The sequence below is a fragment of the Persicitalea jodogahamensis genome (assembly GCF_014651615.1).
GTDB lineage: Bacteria > Bacteroidota > Bacteroidia > Cytophagales > Spirosomataceae > Persicitalea > Persicitalea jodogahamensis.
The window spans coordinates 635,237-653,193 of record NZ_BMXF01000003.1; the positions used below are offsets into that span (position 1 = coordinate 635,237).

Sequence of the window (17,957 nt, forward strand, 5' to 3'; positions counted from 1 at the left end):
ATTCAAACATTTTTTTATTGAATACAATGAAAATACCCCACTCGATTTCCTTTGCATTTAGCCTCTCTCTGGTTTTGCTTGTGACCGCCTGCGGCGGAGCCGACGAAAAAAAGGCGAACAAGCAGCCTAATATTGTCTTCATCATGTCCGACGATCACGCCTATCAGGCCATTAGCGCCTACAGCGATAAATTGATCGAAACTCCCAATATTGACCGCATTGCCGAAGGCGGGATGAAGTTTACCAACGCAAGCGTCACCAATTCTATTTGCGCGCCTTCCCGCGCCGTGATCCTGACGGGGAAGCACAGCCACCTCAATGGCAAGATCGACAATAATTTCCCCTTCGATACCACCCAAATGACTTTCCCGCAACTGCTGCAACAGGCGGGTTACCAGACGGCCATGTTCGGCAAGTTGCACTTTGGCAACAATCCCAAAGGCTTTGACGAATTCAAGATACTGCCTGGGCAAGGCTCGTATTACAACCCGGATTTCATCACTAAAAAAGAAGGAAAAATAACCCTGACGGGTTATGTCACAGACCTCATTACGGACATGACGCTCAATTGGCTGAAAACCGAGCGGGAGCCGGAAAAGCCATTTTTTCTGATGTACCTGCACAAGGCACCGCACCGCGAGTGGCTTCCTGCCCTGCGGCATTTGCCCGAGTACACCAAGCGTACTTTCCCGGAACCAGAAACGCTGTATGATGACTACGAGGGCCGGGGTACGGCCGCCAAGACTGCCGAAATGAACATCCTGAAACACATGTTCTGGGCGGGCGATTCAAAGCTTTATCCGGCATTGGTGGAGAAATTGAATCTGGAAAAAGGCAGAAACACGATCAAAGGCTTTGAACGCGAAGTGGGCCGCCTGAATCCCGAGCAGCGAGCCGAGTGGGATAAGTACTACCAGCCTATCAGCGACGATTTTGAAGAGAAATACAAAAAAGGGATGGACGACCGGGCACTGATGGCGTGGCGCTACCAGCGCTATATGCAGGACTACCTGGGTTGCATCGCCGCCGTGGACGAAGGTGTGGGAGAGGTACTTGACTACTTGAAAGAGAACGGGCTGGACGAAAACACCATCGTCATGTATACCTCTGATCAGGGATTCTATCTGGGCGAACACGGCTGGTTCGACAAGCGGTTTGTCTATGAGGAATCGTTCCGGACGCCGTTGTTGGTTCGGTGGCCGGGCGTTATCAAGCCGGGCGCCGTCAATACTCAGATGGTACAGAACCTCGATTTCGCTCCCACGTTGCTTACGGCAGCGGGTGTGAAAGTACCCGACGATATGCAGGGGGAAAGCTTAGTGCCGCTCTTCGAGGGTAAAACCGAGAATTTCCGAAAGGCTGCCTATTATCATTATTACGAGTACCCCGGTGTCCACATGGCCAAGCGCCACTACGCCATCGTGACGGAGGACTACAAGCTCATCCACTTTTACTACGACGTGGACGAATGGGAACTGTACGACCGCAAGAAAGACCCGAATGAAATGAAGAATGTCTACGACGATCCGGCGTATGCCGACATTCGGGCCAAGCTGCACAAAGACCTCGATGCCCTGCGAGTGAAATACAAGGACTCGAAAGAGTTGGATCAGACGTACATCGAAAAGTCCGGAAAGCCGGAAGATCGAAAGCAGTAAATAGTAGTGAAATAGAAAAGGTCGGCGATGGTACCCAAAGTACCCCAGCCGACCTTTTCTGTTGAATTCATTTTGCCGTCACCTGGACACAAAAGCCGGCCTTTCCATTACCTCATCGGCTGGTCGGGTTTCGATCCACCAGAGTTTATCGAGTTTGCGGTCGTAGTAGCGGGCCAATTTGCCTTTGAAAACGGCGATGCGTTTAATCTCCGATTTCAGGGGCATGAGGTTACTACTCGTTCCGTAGGTTTGGCGGAAGCCGTCGAGCATGTAAGGCTCTTTTTCAAGTATCGCCAGGTCGAAATCTTCTGGCTGTACCCATTCGACATTCTGGTCAGTCAGCAAAACCTGGTCCGGGGGCTTTCGGAAAACGGGAAAGGTGAGGTAGAAGAGTTTATTATAGATTCCTGATCTAATTCCGGCTTCGTCGTACTCACGCTTGGCTGGCTCGATTAAATAGCCCCTAAACTCTCGGTTGATCTCTTCATAATCGACTTTGTCTCCATCCAGATAAAATTCAAGCCCCCCTTCGTATCCCAGCAAATGGCGGTCTTTGTTAAAATAGCCATTTCTGAATTTTGTGATGATTTTCAACGGCTTCCAGTATTCCTTCTTAAAATCAACAATCAGTCTGTTTCGGGCGACGAATTCAGGTAGTTTTTTTAGAAGTAAATCCTTAGCATCCTTACTTTCCATTTGTACCCTGCCGCCTCTCGGCTCTATCTCATTCCATACACGATAAAAATCCTGGTGCCCTGATTTCCCATTTTCATTTACAAATTGAATGTTGAAATTAGGATTTGCGTAGCTGTACCTGCGATTACTGTGATGAACAGACGGGCTTATATCCCTGTACTTTTCCCCTATTGGTTTTAACTCATAGACATAGTCTCCATCAGGCTGGTCACGCACATCAATTTTCCAGAAATAAAAGCCATCTTCATCCGTCGAAATCGTCTCCAAAGTTTTGATAGGAACAGAACTCCAATTAATACCTTTCTTCACTATTTTGGATACCGTTTTTTCCAGGGCTAGATTGGCAATTGGCTCGCCCGTCTCGGCATCCATTAGTATTCCCGCCAGATATTCAAACTCGACTTCACTGGATTCAATCGGAACCATGAGCTGCCCTTTCGCCGAAAAGGTGTCCAATTCTGTTCTGAAAAATGCCAACAGAGCCAGCGTAACCGGAATGAGGTAAAGAAAGCGGACTAGATAAATTCGGGTGGATTTCAAACGATTCATCATAATGATTCGCTGTTTGAGCGAAGAGAAGTTGAACTGATTCGCCAGCCGAAATTCCGGGACACCCGCTACTTTCAGGAGGAGAAATTGGTACGTTCGCGCGTCGGTGCCGTTTTCAAGTACCTCGCGGTCGGCGATGAATTCCAGATTCTGGCGAATGGCGTGGCGAATGAGCCAGGCAAAGGGATTGTACCAATTAAGAATACAGAGTAGTTCGGCAAACAGGATATCCAGTGTGTGTCGCTGCCGCACGTGCACCAATTCGTGCCGCATAATTTCTTCCAGATCGCTGGCCTTGTGCAAATCCGGATTGTAGAAAATGGCATTACCGAAAGAAAAGGGCAGAATTTTTCGGTCGGCATGATAGACCTTTATGCCATCAGCATTCGATACGAGTTGGGAGCGGGCTTTTATTCTGGCGAAAGAAATGAGGTAAAAGGCAAAGCGCAGGAGCAACAGAGCGATGCCCGAGATAATGCACGCAACCAGCAAGTGCGGTATGAAAACGCCCGAATCGCTCTTTTCGAGAATGGGTAGTTGGCTTGGAATTTCCTGGTTTAGATTTGAGCGGGTTTGCACTTTGCTGTCGTCGCTTAGGCCGGCGTCGCCGGAAGCTATAAACCGCGTCTCTGCCATCGTGGGAATTCCTGCCAGTTTTTCGGGGGGCAAGACCTGGTTCAGGTTGATTAGCGGTATAAAGAAGGCCAGAGCGGAGTACACCATCAGGTACCAACGATTCCAATGGTAGAATGTCAGCCGCCGAAGTACCAATTGGTAAAACAGCCCGACCAATGCCAGGCTGGCGGAGAGTTTTAACAGGTATACCAGGTAGAGAGTCATGATTATTTGGGTTTATTTTCTATCAAATCAATCAATTCCCGAAGCTCCTCTGCGTTGATTTTGTCTTTCTCCACAAAAAAGCTGACCAACTCTTTGTAGGAATTTGCGAAGTAATCCTTCACGACGTTGCCCAGGAATTTTTGTTTGTAGTCGGCTTCTTCAATTGTCGGGGCGTACAGCAGCGTGTTTCCAATCAATTCACTTTTTACGTAACCTTTCTTTTCCAGATTCTTGACTGTAGAAGCCAGGGTAGTATAGGGCGGCGGCTCGTCGAAATGCTCTATAAACGACTTGATGTTCCCTGAGCCTGTTTTCCAGACGGCCCGCATGGCTTCTTCTTCCTGTTGGGTTAGTTTTTCCATTATCTACGATTTTTTCGTAAATCTACGAGAGTTTCGTAGAAAAGCAAATGGTATCAAAAAAAATAGTGATTGGCATCAATTGTATCGTTGTTGATCAGTACTTTTATCAAAAACTACACAACTCCGATGAGAACTATTATACTCCTCCTGACCCTGTTCAATATGTCTGTTTTTGCCCAGACGGTGTACCAAAGCCAGGAAGTCGAGCAATCCGCTAACCCAACGGGCGGAACGATGCTGCTCAATCAATTCATCACCGCCAATCTCCGGCTTCCGATCGAGGCGGCAGCCAAAGGATTGAATGGCGGCGTGTACGTGAAGGGAATCGTTGAACCCGACGGACGCTTTACCAGTATGGAAGTGGTCAAATCCGTTGACAGCTTATGCAACCGGGAAGCACTGCGGGTACTTGGCCTGTACCGCTCCTGGCAGCCTGCCCGTAAGGACGGAAAACCCGTGCGGCAGGAAATCACCTACCCGGTATTTTTTCGCTCGCCTCCAATTCCCAACTACGACCCGGGGGAAAATGTATTGTATGAATATTTTGACAAAGATCAGGTGCTGACTGGGGAAGAGAGTGAGTATGCGTATCGCCGTGTGATTCCCGTGGATGAATATGGAATGATACGCGCCGATGTACATTTTCAGCAAAGTCGTCGCAAGGGCTGGCAGGACGTTGTGACATTTCCCTATGAAAAATTGGAGATGTGGGTAAAGGTGCACGGTGCCAGCGGTGCCGACTCTGTGCGGGCCATCCGGGCCACCACTCGCACCGACAATTCGGGTGGACCGTGGGAAGAGGTAGTCAGGCAAAAAGATGGCAAATTGCTATCGCTTACAGCCTATCCGGGAATGGGAAAGGCTCCTTACCTGCATAAGGAATACTATCTGAACGGAATGCTGCGTAAATACGAAACTCAGGTAGACAGCACGCTCAACACCACAATCTGGCACGACACAGGATTAATGAATAGCGTAATAGAAACAAACCCCGCTACGGGCACTGTCATCCACGAGGTGTGGGGCAGCGATGGATTGCCGCTTGTCGCCGAAGGTGACGGCTGGGCCAAACTTTCAGGTAGTTCGCTGAACGGATTGGTCGTTTTTGAGCAGGGGAAAGTGAACGGGAATCGCAAGCAGGGCCGTTGGGTTGGGCAACTGGCCGACAGCACACTGGTATATGAGGAGTTTTACGAGAATGGAAAATTCATAAATGGAAAAACCGTACTGAGCGGGAAAGAGACGGCTTACGAAAGCGAGTACCCGATAGCGCCACGCTACCAGGAGGTTTTGCAGGAAATGTACCGTTTTCTGGCTAAAAATATTCGCTACCCTGTTGAGGCCAGTCGAAACAATACCACGGGCAAAGTAGCCATTTCTTATGTTGTCAATGAGGATGGTACTTTCAGCGACTACCGCATCGAGCAGAGTGCTGGAAAGAGCCTGAACGATGAAGCGCTTCGGGTCATCAAACTAATGAGTGGCAAATGGCTGCCCGGTATGCACAAGGGTATGGCTATCAAACAGCGATTTACCATGCCCATCGGATTCAATACTGAATCTACGGTGTCCGTTCGGACGTTTTCAAGATAGCAAATTGTCTTTTTATATGCGTAAGCGGAAGGTAATCAAACGTTTTCGTGACATTTAGTTGATGAACATCTCATCGACCAACAAGAGCGCTTTTCTGCCCTTTTGGGTATTTTGTTCCGAAATTTTTTCTACGGGCTTCGCGATTATTTTAAGATAACCAATCGGCTGGGGTTTGAAAGTTCCAGCCAGGGATTGAAGACTCTCAAACTCGCCTTTTTGGGGCTGCCTTGGTTTAACTTTGGCCAGTAGCTTCGCTTCCTTTTCACTTGCTCCGCCCCAGATTTCCACCCACTCAGGCGGGAAAATGCCCGTATCCTCCTCAATCATGTAATGCAGCCCTACCGATGAAATAGTAACTGGGGCCTTGAAGGTAGCGACCAACCCGAGGTCATTATCCCGCACCCCCGCCCAGAAGTTGGCCCAGGCCGGATTGTTTGCCCCGATAGTGCCCAGTTTTTTATTGAAAAAGGTTTCCGCTCCCTCGGCCAGATGTACTCTGTTCAATGGGTACAGAAGCCGCAGGCTATCGGGGTCGTATGTACTTTTGAAAAAATCGAAGGTAGCCGTTTCGCTGCCTAGCCAACCCTTTTTGAACGCCTTGGCCTTAATCGTTGCGGGTTCTGTAAGCGTCATTTTTCCGTTGAAAACGGGCGAAGTCAGGCTGTCCGGTTCGCTGCCATCGGTAGTGTAGCGGATGGTGGCACCCCGAATGGGATGCTTCAAGCGGAGAGCGATTTCTTTATCGAAGACCGTGGACGCATTTCCTTCCTGCGGTGGATTTAGCTTTAAGGGAGAATTACCATCGTCCACGAAACCACCAATAACATTCAGGTTGGGGTGGTCTTTTTTCAGTCGGGCTATTTGCTCTCCGGTAAGCTCTGTGTCCCAGACCGACACGCTTTTCAGCATTTTAAAGGTGCCCAATTGCTTATGCAGATCATCGAAGTTTAGCTTCGTGCCGGATAGATTGAGCGATCTAAGGTAGGGTAGGGCGGCCAGGCTATGCAGACCCCTGGCGCTGATTTCGGTGAAGTTGAGGTTCAGGTTGCGCAGGTTTTCAAAAGTAGCCACGATGGACAGGTCCTGATCGCTAACCGGCATTTTGCTCAGGTTGAGGTCCACGATTTGCATTCGAACGGCTCGTAGTTCTTCCAACAGCCGCGGGGCGTATTCGCTTTTATTATAAATGTTTACTTCCAGCGCCGGCGACTGCCTCGCCAGGAAAGATACTGTACGGTAGTCCGTGTTCAACTCCGTCACCACATCTTCTGACGGAGGCTCAAAATCAAAGATATCGTCGGCATTGGCGGGCTGAAATCTCGCAGCGGCCAATACGCGAAGCGAATCGCCCACGGGAAGGTCGGCTAATTTCTGTTTGAAACTTTGGTGTCGTTGTACCCAAAGTGCCAGAAGGCGAATCTCCTCGGGACTAAGCTGGGTTTTGCCCGATGGAGGCATGTGCTTTTTCTCTTCCATCGGCAGGTGTATTCTTTGCAGCAATAAGCTGATTTCGGGCTGTCCGGCCACAAACAACTCCCCATTCTTCCCGCCTTTCATGACAGATTCTGCATCGGTCAGCAACAAGCCGCCCTTCTGTTTGTCGGCATTATGACACCCCACACATTTCTGATTGAAGATGGGTAAAATAACATCGTTAAAAACCAATGCCTTCTCAAACGGAACGGGTACAGTAGCCTCGTCGACCTTGAAAGGAGCAAACACATAATCATTTCCGTGCGTCAGCGACGCCCCGAAATGTCCACCCAGTACAAGTACCAGCAGGAGTAAACTACCCCCCGCCCTGGCGACAGGAGCGCGGTACCAGTTCGCATTCCGCACAAAGTACAGGGCAGAAGACAGGAAGAAAATGCCGGCGCCCGTCCACTTATGCCAGAAAAGTGTATCGCCCGCATAGCCTTCTTCCTGCGCCAGAAATAAGCCCATTACGACCGTGACCGCCGCCAGCAAAGCACCGGATAGCAGGAAATTTCTTGAGAAGTTCTGGTAAAAATCATTGGCGGCATTGGCAGGAGAGAAGCGAAAGAATTCCAGAATCACCGCCACGATCAGCAACACCAGTGGAAAATGAAGCAGCATCGGGTGCAGACGCCCAAAGCTCTGCAACCAAACTGGAAGCACCAGATTGCTTTCAAAAACCAGCAGAAAAGCAATGGTGATGGTGAGTCCCAAAAGGAGATTCTCCGCTATGTACCTCATAGTTATTCTCTCATTCATCCCGGCGCGGGCTATCCCGTCAATATTCAAAATTATGAGATAATGTCCCTGACCACTTTTCCTGAAACATCCGTCAGCCGGTATCGCCTGCCCAAATGCTTGAAAATCAGTTTTTCGTGATTAAGCCCCAACTGGTGCAGTACTGTGGCCTGAAAATCGTGAACGTGAACCGGATTGTGCGCGATGTTGTAGCCCAATTCGTCCGTTTCGCCGTACACCATTCCGGGCTTGATGCCACCGCCGGCCATCCAGATGGTGAAACAGCGGGGGTGATGGTCGCGCCCATAGTTGTCGGCGGTTAGTTTGCCTTGGGTGTAGCTGGTACGGCCAAATTCCCCACCCCAGATCACCAGTGTTTCATCCAGCATTCCCCTTTGTTTCAGGTCGGTGACGAGAGCCGCGGAAGCCTGATCCACGTCTTTGGCCTGCTGGGTGATTTCATAAGGCAAATCCCCGTGCTGATCCCAGCCCTGATGATAAAGTTGGACGAAACGGACGCCGTTCTCCGATAGTTTGCGCGCCAGCAGGCAGTTGGCCGCGTAGGTACCCGGCACCAGACAGTCGGGTCCATAGAGCTTCACGATGTCATCCGATTCTTTGGACAGGTCCATCACTTCCGGGACGGCAGTCTGCATGCGGTAGGCCATCTCGTACTGTTTGACTTTGGCCGCGATTTCGGGATCGCCAAATTCCTGGTACGAAAGGTCGTTCAATTCCGAAAGGTTGTCCAGCATTTCGCGTCGATCGCTGCGGTTCATGCCCTCCGGATCGCTTAGGTACAGCACCGGGTCTTCGCCTTTGCTGAACTGCACGCCCTGATGTACCGAATCCAGGAAACCGCTCGACCACAATTTGGAGTACACGCCCTGGCCGTTTCCCACACCCCGCGATAGTAAGACGGTGAAAGTAGGCAGGTTTTTGTTTTCGTTGCCCAGGCCATAACTCAGCCAGGAACCCATACTGGGTCGATTGCCTTGTTGCGAACCCGTTTGTAGGAAAGTGAGAGCCGGGTCGTGGTTGATCGCCTCCGTGTACATCGATTTTACAAAACAAAGGTCGTCCACGATTTTTGCCGTGTAGGGCATCAGGCTGCTCACCCACGCCCGGGACTGTCCGTACTGCTGGAAATCCACGAAGGAACCCACGAGGGGAAATGATGCTTGGTTGGCCGTCATGCCCGTCAGGCGCTGGTCGCCACGCACCGAGGGTGGGATTTCCTCGCCCTGCAAGTCGCGGAGTTTGGGTTTGTAATCAAATAACTCCTGCTGCGAAGGCGCTCCATTTTGGAACAGATAGATGACCCGCTTGGCCTTGGGAGCAAAATGTGGAATCCCCGGTGCCAGCCCGTCCAAAGTACCTTCGCCGCCCGTGAAAAGATCAGGCATCAGCAGAGACCCTAATGCCACGCCTCCGATTCCGAGGCTCATGGAAGAAAGGAAACGACGCCGATTGAAGGTGAAGCCGTGTTCGGTTTGGGCGTTGTGCATACTATTCGGGGATGACAGAGTGAGGGATGGAGAGAATTTTGGAGTATAGGTGCGAAAGCAACCTTCTCCCATTCGCTAAATCGCTCATTGAAAATTGATTGCCTATGTCTTTGTTATCGCTTCTTCTAAATTATAAATTGTAGAAATTACACGCATGAGTGCTGCTTGATCTACCTTATCAAGGTTCCGGGTCATTGGGTATTCTCCCACCGTCAGCATCTTGTGGGCGGCTTCGGGCGTAATGGTACTCCGTTGTTTCTCGTAGTAGTTTGTCAGGATATTCAACTCCTTAGCGCTGGGCTTTCGGCAGATAATCAGACGAAATGCATTCGTTAATTTTTCATTCACACTGCTTTTCTCCTTCAATAGATTGGCGGCCAAAACCCGCGAGGCTTCCAGCACGGCGGGATCATTCATCATGACGAGTGCTTGCAGCGGCGTGTTGGTTTTTAGTCGCTTGACCTCACAAAGGTCACGGTTGCTGGCGTCAAAGATGCCCATCACGGGCGGGGGTACCGTACGTTTGATAAGGGTGTACATGCCCCGGCGGTAGAGTTTGCTGCCATGGTCCTGTTTGTATACCGACAGCAAACCTCGTCCCGAAGTTGCGCCTTCCCAAAGGCCGTCGGGTTGGTAAGGTTTTACGCTCGGTCCGCCGATGCTGCGATTGAGCAAACCACTGCTGGCAAGTACCAAATCCTTGACGTACTCAGCGTGAATACGGTAGCGGGGGCCACGCGCCAGGTAAATGTTTTCGGGGTCTACTGCCAATTTCTTTTTACTCACTGTGGCCGATTGGCGGTAGGTAGCCGAAGTCACCATTTGCTTCACGAGCCGTTTAATGTCCCAGCCATGTTCCATAAAATCCACGGCGAGCCAGTCGAGCAGGGCGGGGTGCGTGGGCAGGTCGCCCTGCATGCCGAAATCACCGGAGGTTTTGACTATGCCTTTCCCGAAAAATTCCTGCCAAAGAATGTTCACATAGACGCGGGCCGTCAGTGGATTTTTCTTGTCAAATAGCCACTGGGCCAAGCCTAGTCGATTTTTGGGGTAGTTTTTATTGAAAGGCAAGATCGAACTGGGGGTTCCCGGCTCTACTTCGTCGCCAAGCGCATCATAAACTCCGCGCTTGAGGATATGTGTTTTCCGGGTAGAATCCAGATCACCCATGACCGATACAATAAGGCGGTTGGTATCAGGCTTGTTGATAAAACTCAGGATGTTTTGCGTGTCTTCTTCACTAATCTCCATCAGCGGCTTCTTGGCGTAGGTTTCCGGCCCCCCAATGACCGACTCCCGGCCAACCTCTTTCACGTTATTGAAGAACGCGAACATCTGATAGTATTCCTTTTGGGAAAATGGATCGTATTTATGATCATGGCAGTGGGCGCATTCCAGCGTCACGCCCAACAAGCCTTTCCCAAACATGTCGTTGCGATCGGTAACGTAGAGCAATCGGTACTCTTCATTAATGATGCCCCCCTCTTCGGTAATCTTATGGTTCCGATTAAAGCCCGTAGCCAGTAATTGCTCTTTGTTACTATCGGGCAGCAGGTCCCCCGCGAGCTGCCAGGTTACGAATTTTTTATAGGACATGTTTTGGTTGAAGGCGTGTATCACCCAGTCACGCCACGGCCATTGGGTACGGTAGCCGTCGTCCTGGTAGCCGTGCGAATCGGCGTAGCGGGCCAGATCCAGCCAATGAAGGGACATTTTTTCTCCGTAGGCCGGCATTTTTAAGAGCCGGTCTACCATTCTCTCATAAGCGTCAGGACGGGTATCCGCGAGGAATTCGTTCTGCATTTCCAAAGTGGGTGGCAAGCCCAGAATGTCCAGACTCAGTCTTTTAAGGAGACGTTCTTTATCCGCCTCCTCATTGGGAGCCAACCCTCGCTGCTCTTGTTTTTGTAAAATGAAGTAGTCAAGTTCGTTTTGTGGCCAGTCCGTATCGTCCACTTTGGGTAAGGCTGGCTTTACGGGCGGGTCGAACGCCCAATGTTTTTCGTACCTGGCCCCCTGCGTGATCCACTTCTCGATCAGCTCAATCTCTTGTTGCGTCAACTTTAAATTGGAGTCCACAGGAGGCATCCGCTCGGTGGAATCTTCGGTAGTGATGCGTAGAAAAACCTGGGAAAGTTCCGGCTTCCCTGCGACCAGAGCGTGAGCAGTCGGGTTTTCCTGCAAGGCCGCAAAGGCATTCTCCGCCAGGTCAAGTCGCAGGCCGGCTTCACGTTTGTTGGCGTCTGGACCATGACAGGCCAGGCATTTGTCCGAAAGAATGGGCCTTATGTCAAAGTTGTAGCTGACCTGGTCCGGTAGCCTGGTCTCTGATGTCAGGCCGGACGCATTCTCTCCGCATCCCTGAATAACGGTGGCCAGGAGAAACAGACTCGCGATGAAGAGGAAGTTTTTGCGCATTGGTAGTGTTTCCGGGAATGTGGATATCCTGCTCCCTAAATTGAAGCGCATTTTTTTTTGATAATGTCAGGGTAATACCCTAACCGGATCGTCAGTTATGAAAAGGAAGAATTTTTTTGTAAAGTTTTTCTCATAGGTAATTGATTGTAAAAAGAAAGCTCCGCCTGGGGCTTTCTTTTTTTGGTTATCAGCCGATCTCCAGCACCTTCTGCTCCACATTGCGGTGAAAGGCCGCGATCACTTTACCATGCAGGTAAGGATATAGCCTTTTCTCTCTTATGTAGGATTTGGTTTTACCCCGATAAGTAGTACGGTGGATTATTCTTGTCTGATAATCATTGGTTTCCTGGAAAATAAGCCGCTGGCTACCCTCGGTTTTCCCTCCTTCTATGTAAGAAAACTCAATATATTTTTCTTTCTGGTCGATGCGGGTAATCTGGTGTGCCACTGCAATGTTCACCATGCCCCAAAACAAACTGATGTTCAGAAACAAGACCTGCCCCTCACTAAGGCCATTGTACTTATCCTTCAGGTAAGTCAAGGACTTACTTTGTTTGCAATACATACAGCCAAAACTGACCATGCGGCTACGCCATGTTTCTCGGGGGGGGATGGTCAGGTACGTTTTCCATACCGTATCCAAATCTGATTTTATCAAGAAAGACTTGGTGTGGACATGATACGAATCGCTCTCGGCGGGCTTGTAACAGGTCGTGTCCAGCTGGTCAAAATCGCAGGGTATCCGCAGACCTTTGTTCTCGATGTAGTCGCGGACTGTTTTCTGCTGGATGAGGTCTTTTTTAATGAAAGCAGGGAGGTGTATCGACATCCGTTATAATGAGTAGGGTTGTGTTTAGATTTAAAAGTCCATTCTGTGGCAATCTACCCGACTCACAACGATTGATTTGAGCTTTGCTTATCTAAAATGGTCAAAAAACAGCAGGGTTTTCTCAATGTATTTCTCCCAATAGTCCCATTCGTGTCCACCCGGGAATTCCTGATATTCGTGCGGGATGTGGTGTTCAAGGAGTTTTTCATGAAGCGCCCGGTTGGCATCCAATAGCGAGTCTTGCAGCCCGCAGTCAAATCGAAAGGGGGGAAGAAAATTCTTGTTTTTCACCAGCTGCGCCAGCACCGATGCATCCCGTGGCTCGTTTTGCGCATAATCAGAAACGGATTCTTCAACGAACTGGCTCATTTGCTCAAGCTCGGTAATGGACGAATGACCGGCAAACCCCCGGAAGCGTTGCGGGAATCTGGCTCCCAAACGCATGGCCCCGTAACCGCCCATGGACAGTCCCGCAATGAAGTAGGCATCAGGGTCAAATTCTATGCTGGGGAAGGCGGCCTCAACCGCCGCTGGAACATCATCCAGAATCCATTTTTCAAAGTTGTGTCCTGAGTGTGGCAGGTAACCGCTGCCGTCGCCAAACAATCCATCGGATGGCATGGCAAGTGCAATGGGCTTTATCCGATTTTCATCAATCAATCGTTGCGCCGTTTGGTGAACGCCAGCTTTCATCGTCCAGGCCCAGTGGCTTCCATAAACTCCATGTAACAGAATTACCAATGGCAGGGGGCACGAGATTTTCCGAGGCAGAAAAACGCTAATGTCCCCCCGGCCCTGCAGGTTTGGTGTTTTTACAGTAATATAGTGCACACCCTCATTTGAAAAACGAGGGTCGGAAACTTCGAGCGTGCGGAAAGGATGCGCCATGGAACAGTCTGGGAAGTAAAAACGCTGACGCTATATAAGCATGCAACCTATGATATCTACCACAGGCTGCATGCTTATCATCAATTCAAATCGAGCTGGGTGCGAAGCAAATCGTCCAGGGTTTCATGTCGCCGAACAAGACGGGCCTCCCCTTCATCGACCAGCACCTCGGCGGGGCGGTAGCGGGCGTTGTAGTGCGAACTCATGGTAAAACCATAAGCTCCCGCGTTGAGAAATGCCAGGATATCGCCGGGCCGTACTTCGGGTAGTTCGCGGTCGGTTGCGAAGGTGTCGGTTTCACAGATATAGCCGACTACGTCGTAGTTACGAGCAGGGCCATCGGGATTGGATAGATTGAGGATATGGTGATACGACCCGTACATCATGGGCCGGATGAGGTGATTTAGACCTGAATCCACGTGGACGAAATCACGGGCAGGATCTTCTTTAATGACCGTGGCCTGCACCAGTAATTGCCCGCACTCGCTCACCAGGTACTTGCCCGGTTCGAACCACAGTTGCAATTCGCGGCCATAGCTTTGGCAAAAGTCCTGAAAGCCGCGCGTGATTTCGGCGCCCAGCCTCTGCATATCCGTAGTCGTATCGCCTGGTTTGTACGAAACTTTGAAGCCGCCGCCCAAATCAATGATTTCTAAATCCGGAAAGCGCATGGCGGCTTTGAAGATAACCTCCGAGGCTTGTAAAAAAGCATCCGCTTCTTTAATATCTGAACCCGTATGTTGGTGTAGCCCAATGATCTTGAGATTATAGCGCTCAACAATATTCATTATATCGTCCAGCAGCAGTACCGAAATCCCAAATTTCGAGTCGCTGTGCCCGGTCATGATCTTGGCGTTGCCGCCCGCCGCCACATTGGGCTTAAGACGGATCAGGCAGGGTTGGGTATCACCGTAGTTCTGACCGAACCATTCGAGTAGTGGCAGACTATCCACATTAATTTTGGCTCCTGCCTCGACCGCCTCGCGTACTTCCTCGAAAGGCACACCGCTGGGCGTAAAGGTGAGCTGCTCCGGCGCATAGCCTGCCAGTAAAGCCATTTGCATTTCCCCCATGGAAACTACGTCGATTTCCACGCCCAATTCGCGCATGAGTCGCAGAATGGCCAGATTGGTATTCGCCTTGCAAGCGTACTTGATGCGCATATCGACATCGGCAAAGGCATCTTGCAAGCTCTTTACCTGGCGGCGGATTATACTGCCATCGTACACGTAAAGAGGAGTACCGTGTTGCTGGGTGAGCTCAATTAGGGTGGAGGAGTTCAAAGTATCTGAATTTATAGTTTTAATTTTTTTCGGGGGTAGTTTAGCAATTGAGAGGAACCCGTCAGTTCTGTTCAAGATAAAATACTATGACCTACTGAATTCCTGGACTCATGAATTCTGAAAGGTAATGGGCCATTTCCTCCTGAACCGTCCTGGCCTCAACCTGGGCTTTTTCAGCAAAATCAGTTCCGCTGCTGGCGTACAGAATACTGCGTGAGGCATTGACGAGCAGGCCGCAGTGTTTGTTCATGCCATGTCGCGACACTTCTTTCAGGCTTCCCCCCTGCGCCCCCACACCCGGTACGAGCAAAAAATGTTCGGGTACGATTTTGCGAATATGACTCAGCGCGTCGGCCTGGGTAGCCCCTACGACGTACATCAGGCGGTCGGAATCCGCCCAGTTTTGGGAGGTAGTCAGCACGTGTTCATAAAGGGGTTTGTCATCGACCTTCAACCGCTGAAAGTCGTCTCCTCCTGGATTGGAAGTGAGCGCCAGCAGAATCACCCATTTGGTTTTGTACTCGAGAAAAGGCTCCACCGAATCGTGGCCCATGTATGGCGCTACGGTTACGGCATCAAAATCCAGGCCCGCCGCCGCCACATCAAAGAAAGTCCTTGCGTACAGGCCGGAAGTATTGCCGATGTCGCCGCGCTTGGCGTCGGCAATCGTGAAGTGCGAATCGGGAATGTAGTTCAGCGTTTTCCGCAGGCTTTCCCAGCCTTGCGGCCCCTGAGCTTCGTAAAAGGCGATGTTGGGTTTGTATGCCACACAACAATCGGCAGTAGCGTCAATTATTGCCTTGTTAAAAGCGAAGACTGGGTCTTCCTCCGCCATCAAATGTTGAGGAATTTTCCTGATATCAGTGTCCAGACCTACGCAGAGATAGGATTTTTTTGCTTTAATCTGTAAAAAAAGTTCTTCGGAAGTCATAAGAGCGGAAATAATAGGGCAAAATTACGACCTCTCCCGATAGATTCATAAATTTGCCAGCCATTACAGAAGCGGCGAGTACCAATTCTAACCATCAATAGCCAAACAAACATGCTGATTCGAGAGACGTCCATAGCGGGATTGGTCGAGATTTTTCCCCGAATTTTTGAAGATGAGCGGGGAGCGTTTTTTGAGTCTTACAATCGCGAGGCTTTCGAGAAAGCGGGAATTCCGGCCCATTTCGTGCAGGACAACCAGTCTTTCTCAATCAAAGGCGTGCTACGGGGGCTGCATTTTCAGAATGCTCCCTTTGCCCAAGGCAAGCTGGTCCGGGTCATCACGGGGCGCGTCATCGATGTTGCGGTTGATATCCGTCCCGAATCACCGACCTTCGGACAATACGAGTTATTTGAGCTTGATGCAAAACGCAACAATATGGCCTACATTCCGGAAGGTTTTGCGCATGGTTTTGCAACCCTGGAAGATTCCATTTTCAGCTACAAATGCACCAATCTTTACAATAAATCATGTGAGTCTGGCATCATCTGGAACGACTCCACACTGAACATTGACTGGGGGGTGAAAAATCCGATCGTGTCGGAAAAGGACATAGAACTACCTGCCTTTAAAGACCTGTTCGCGAAGCAGCTTTCCTAGCCAGCCCCCGCCGGAACCGTGATCAACCGCCTTTACGACACCTCTCTTAGTCTGCTTACCGACCTTTACCAGCTTACGATGGCTTACGGCTACTGGAAGTCGGGTAAGGCCGAGCAACAGGCGGTTTTCAATTTATATTTCAGGAAACATCCTTTCGGGGGAGGTTTTACGGTGGCTTGCGGACTAAGCAGCGCGATCAGCTACCTCAATGAGTACGGTTTTTCCACTAAGGACATCAAGTACCTGCGCACCCTTACGGGTAGCGACGGCCAACCGCTTTTCGAAGAGGATTTTCTGGAATATCTCAAAAACCTGAGCTTCCAATGTGATGTGTATGCCGTGCCGGAGGGGACAGTCGTGTTTCCCAACGAGCCGTTGCTGCGAATAACGGGGCCGATCCTGCAGTGCCAGTTGCTGGAAACACCGCTGCTCAACCTTATAAATTTTCAAACTCTTATCGCCACCAAGGCCGCCCGGATGCGCCTGGTAGCGCCGCATGACGCGCTGCTGGAGTTTGGCCTTCGACGCGCACAGGGACCCGACGGTGGAATGACGGCCAGCCGCGCCGCTTACATCGGTGGATTCGACGCCACATCCAACGTACTGGCGGGTAAGCTCTACGGTATTCCGGTCAAGGGTACCCATGCGCACAGCTGGGTTATGTCGTTCGAAGATGAATTGACAGCCTTCGAAACCTACGCCAGGTACCTGCCCAACAACGTGACCCTTTTGGTCGATACCTACGATACGATAAAGGGTGTGAAGAATGCGATAGTAGTCGGCGAGCAACTTCGGGCACGCGGGCACGACCTGGGCGGTATCCGGCTTGATTCCGGTGATTTGGCCTACCTCAGCATTGAGGCGCGGAAGTTGCTGGATGCTGCCGGATTTGAAAATACGTCGATTGTCGCCAGCAACGATCTTGACGAATACATCATGGCCAGTTTGAAAAACCAAGGCGCAAAAATCAATGTCTGGGGGGTAGGTACCAAACTCGTCACTGCCTACGACCAGCCCGCGCTGGGTGGAGTGTATAAATTGTCAGCGTTCAAAAACGGCAAAGGGGAATGGGAGAATAAGGTCAAGCTATCCGAGCAGACGATTAAAACCTCCACACCCGGTATACAACAGGTACGCCGATACCGAAATGAAAAAGGTTTTGTGGCTGACATGATTTTTGACGTTAGAAATGTACAGGAACCCGAAAAAGTGACGATGATCGACCCGTACGATTTTACCCGGCATCGGACTTTTAACGCCAACCATGCTTACGAAGACCTGCTGCAACCCATTTTTAGCGCTGGAAAGCAGACCTATGAGATTCCTCCGATAGAGGAGACAAAACTTCGCGTGCAGCAGCAACTTGCTCAACTTCACGAAGGAATCAGGCGCTTTGTCAATCCCCATACCTATCCGGTCGGTCTGGAGAAAAACCTCTTTGATGCAAAAACAGCGTTGATATTGAAACTTCGCGGCGGGGAATGAGTTTGTGTTATTAGCCAAAGAGGCCACTCTGACCAACCAAACCTCC

13 protein-coding genes are annotated in these 17,957 nt (G+C 50.4%); 4 read left to right on the plus strand and 9 right to left on the minus strand.

What is annotated here, in order from left to right:
* Window positions 1–26 precede the first annotated feature (26 nt).
* Window positions 27–1,658: a sulfatase family protein gene (locus IE117_RS17965; protein WP_189565853.1), complete on the plus strand. Its 1,632-nt coding sequence runs from the start codon at window positions 27–29 to the stop codon at window positions 1,656–1,658.
* Window positions 1,659–1,736: 78 nt separating this feature from the next.
* Here the strand turns inward: IE117_RS17965 and IE117_RS17970 are convergent, their stop codons facing one another.
* Entirely contained in the window at window positions 1,737–3,743 is a 2,007-nt protein-coding gene (locus tag IE117_RS17970) for a M56 family metallopeptidase (RefSeq protein ID WP_189565854.1), read from the minus strand.
* Window positions 3,744–3,745: 2 nt separating this feature from the next.
* Window positions 3,746–4,105 (minus strand): BlaI/MecI/CopY family transcriptional regulator, encoded by a 360-nt coding sequence (locus IE117_RS17975; RefSeq protein WP_189565855.1) that lies wholly within the window; start codon window positions 4,103–4,105, stop codon window positions 3,746–3,748.
* A 126-nt stretch (window positions 4,106–4,231) separates the two neighbouring features.
* Between IE117_RS17975 and IE117_RS17980 the strand changes: the two genes are divergently transcribed.
* On the plus strand, window positions 4,232–5,698 hold the full coding sequence (locus IE117_RS17980) for an energy transducer TonB (protein WP_189565856.1): 1,467 nt from the start codon (window positions 4,232–4,234) through the stop codon (window positions 5,696–5,698).
* A gap of 54 nt (window positions 5,699–5,752) precedes the next feature.
* On the opposite strand, the gene IE117_RS17985 is transcribed toward IE117_RS17980, so the two are convergent.
* From IE117_RS17985 to pyrF, 7 genes are all read right to left on the minus strand, one after another.
* Window positions 5,753–7,915 carry a c-type cytochrome domain-containing protein gene (locus IE117_RS17985; RefSeq protein WP_229581098.1) on the minus strand — a complete coding sequence of 721 codons (2,163 nt, stop codon included), beginning with the start codon at window positions 7,913–7,915 and terminating at the stop codon, window positions 5,753–5,755.
* Between the two features lie 50 nt (window positions 7,916–7,965).
* Window positions 7,966–9,420 carry a DUF1501 domain-containing protein gene (locus IE117_RS17990; protein WP_189565857.1) on the minus strand — a complete coding sequence of 485 codons (1,455 nt, stop codon included), beginning with the start codon at window positions 9,418–9,420 and terminating at the stop codon, window positions 7,966–7,968.
* A gap of 102 nt (window positions 9,421–9,522) precedes the next feature.
* Window positions 9,523–11,838, minus strand: a complete 2,316-nt coding sequence (locus IE117_RS17995) for a PSD1 and planctomycete cytochrome C domain-containing protein (protein WP_189565858.1) — start codon at window positions 11,836–11,838, stop codon at window positions 9,523–9,525.
* 187 nt (window positions 11,839–12,025) lie between these two features.
* Window positions 12,026–12,667 carry a hypothetical protein gene (locus IE117_RS18000; protein ID WP_189565859.1) on the minus strand — a complete coding sequence of 214 codons (642 nt, stop codon included), beginning with the start codon at window positions 12,665–12,667 and terminating at the stop codon, window positions 12,026–12,028.
* An 87-nt stretch (window positions 12,668–12,754) separates the two neighbouring features.
* Entirely contained in the window at window positions 12,755–13,555 is an 801-nt protein-coding gene (locus IE117_RS18005; protein WP_189565860.1) for an alpha/beta hydrolase, read from the minus strand.
* Between the two features lie 80 nt (window positions 13,556–13,635).
* The gene (gene lysA / locus IE117_RS18010) at window positions 13,636–14,838 is read right to left on the minus strand and encodes a diaminopimelate decarboxylase (RefSeq protein ID WP_229581100.1); all 1,203 of its coding nucleotides are present in this window, start codon (window positions 14,836–14,838) and stop codon (window positions 13,636–13,638) included.
* 91 nt (window positions 14,839–14,929) lie between these two features.
* Window positions 14,930–15,769 carry an orotidine-5'-phosphate decarboxylase gene (pyrF, locus tag IE117_RS18015; protein ID WP_189565861.1) on the minus strand — a complete coding sequence of 280 codons (840 nt, stop codon included), beginning with the start codon at window positions 15,767–15,769 and terminating at the stop codon, window positions 14,930–14,932.
* Between the two features lie 111 nt (window positions 15,770–15,880).
* On the opposite strand from pyrF, the gene rfbC reads away from it, so the two are divergent.
* Together rfbC and IE117_RS18025 are read left to right on the plus strand one after the other, a co-directional pair.
* The gene (rfbC, locus tag IE117_RS18020) at window positions 15,881–16,426 is read left to right on the plus strand and encodes a dTDP-4-dehydrorhamnose 3,5-epimerase (protein ID WP_189565862.1); all 546 of its coding nucleotides are present in this window, start codon (window positions 15,881–15,883) and stop codon (window positions 16,424–16,426) included.
* Between the two features lie 18 nt (window positions 16,427–16,444).
* A complete protein-coding gene (locus IE117_RS18025; protein ID WP_189565863.1) occupies window positions 16,445–17,911 on the plus strand; it encodes a nicotinate phosphoribosyltransferase in 1,467 nt (488 codons plus the stop codon).
* Window positions 17,912–17,957 lie beyond the last annotated feature (46 nt).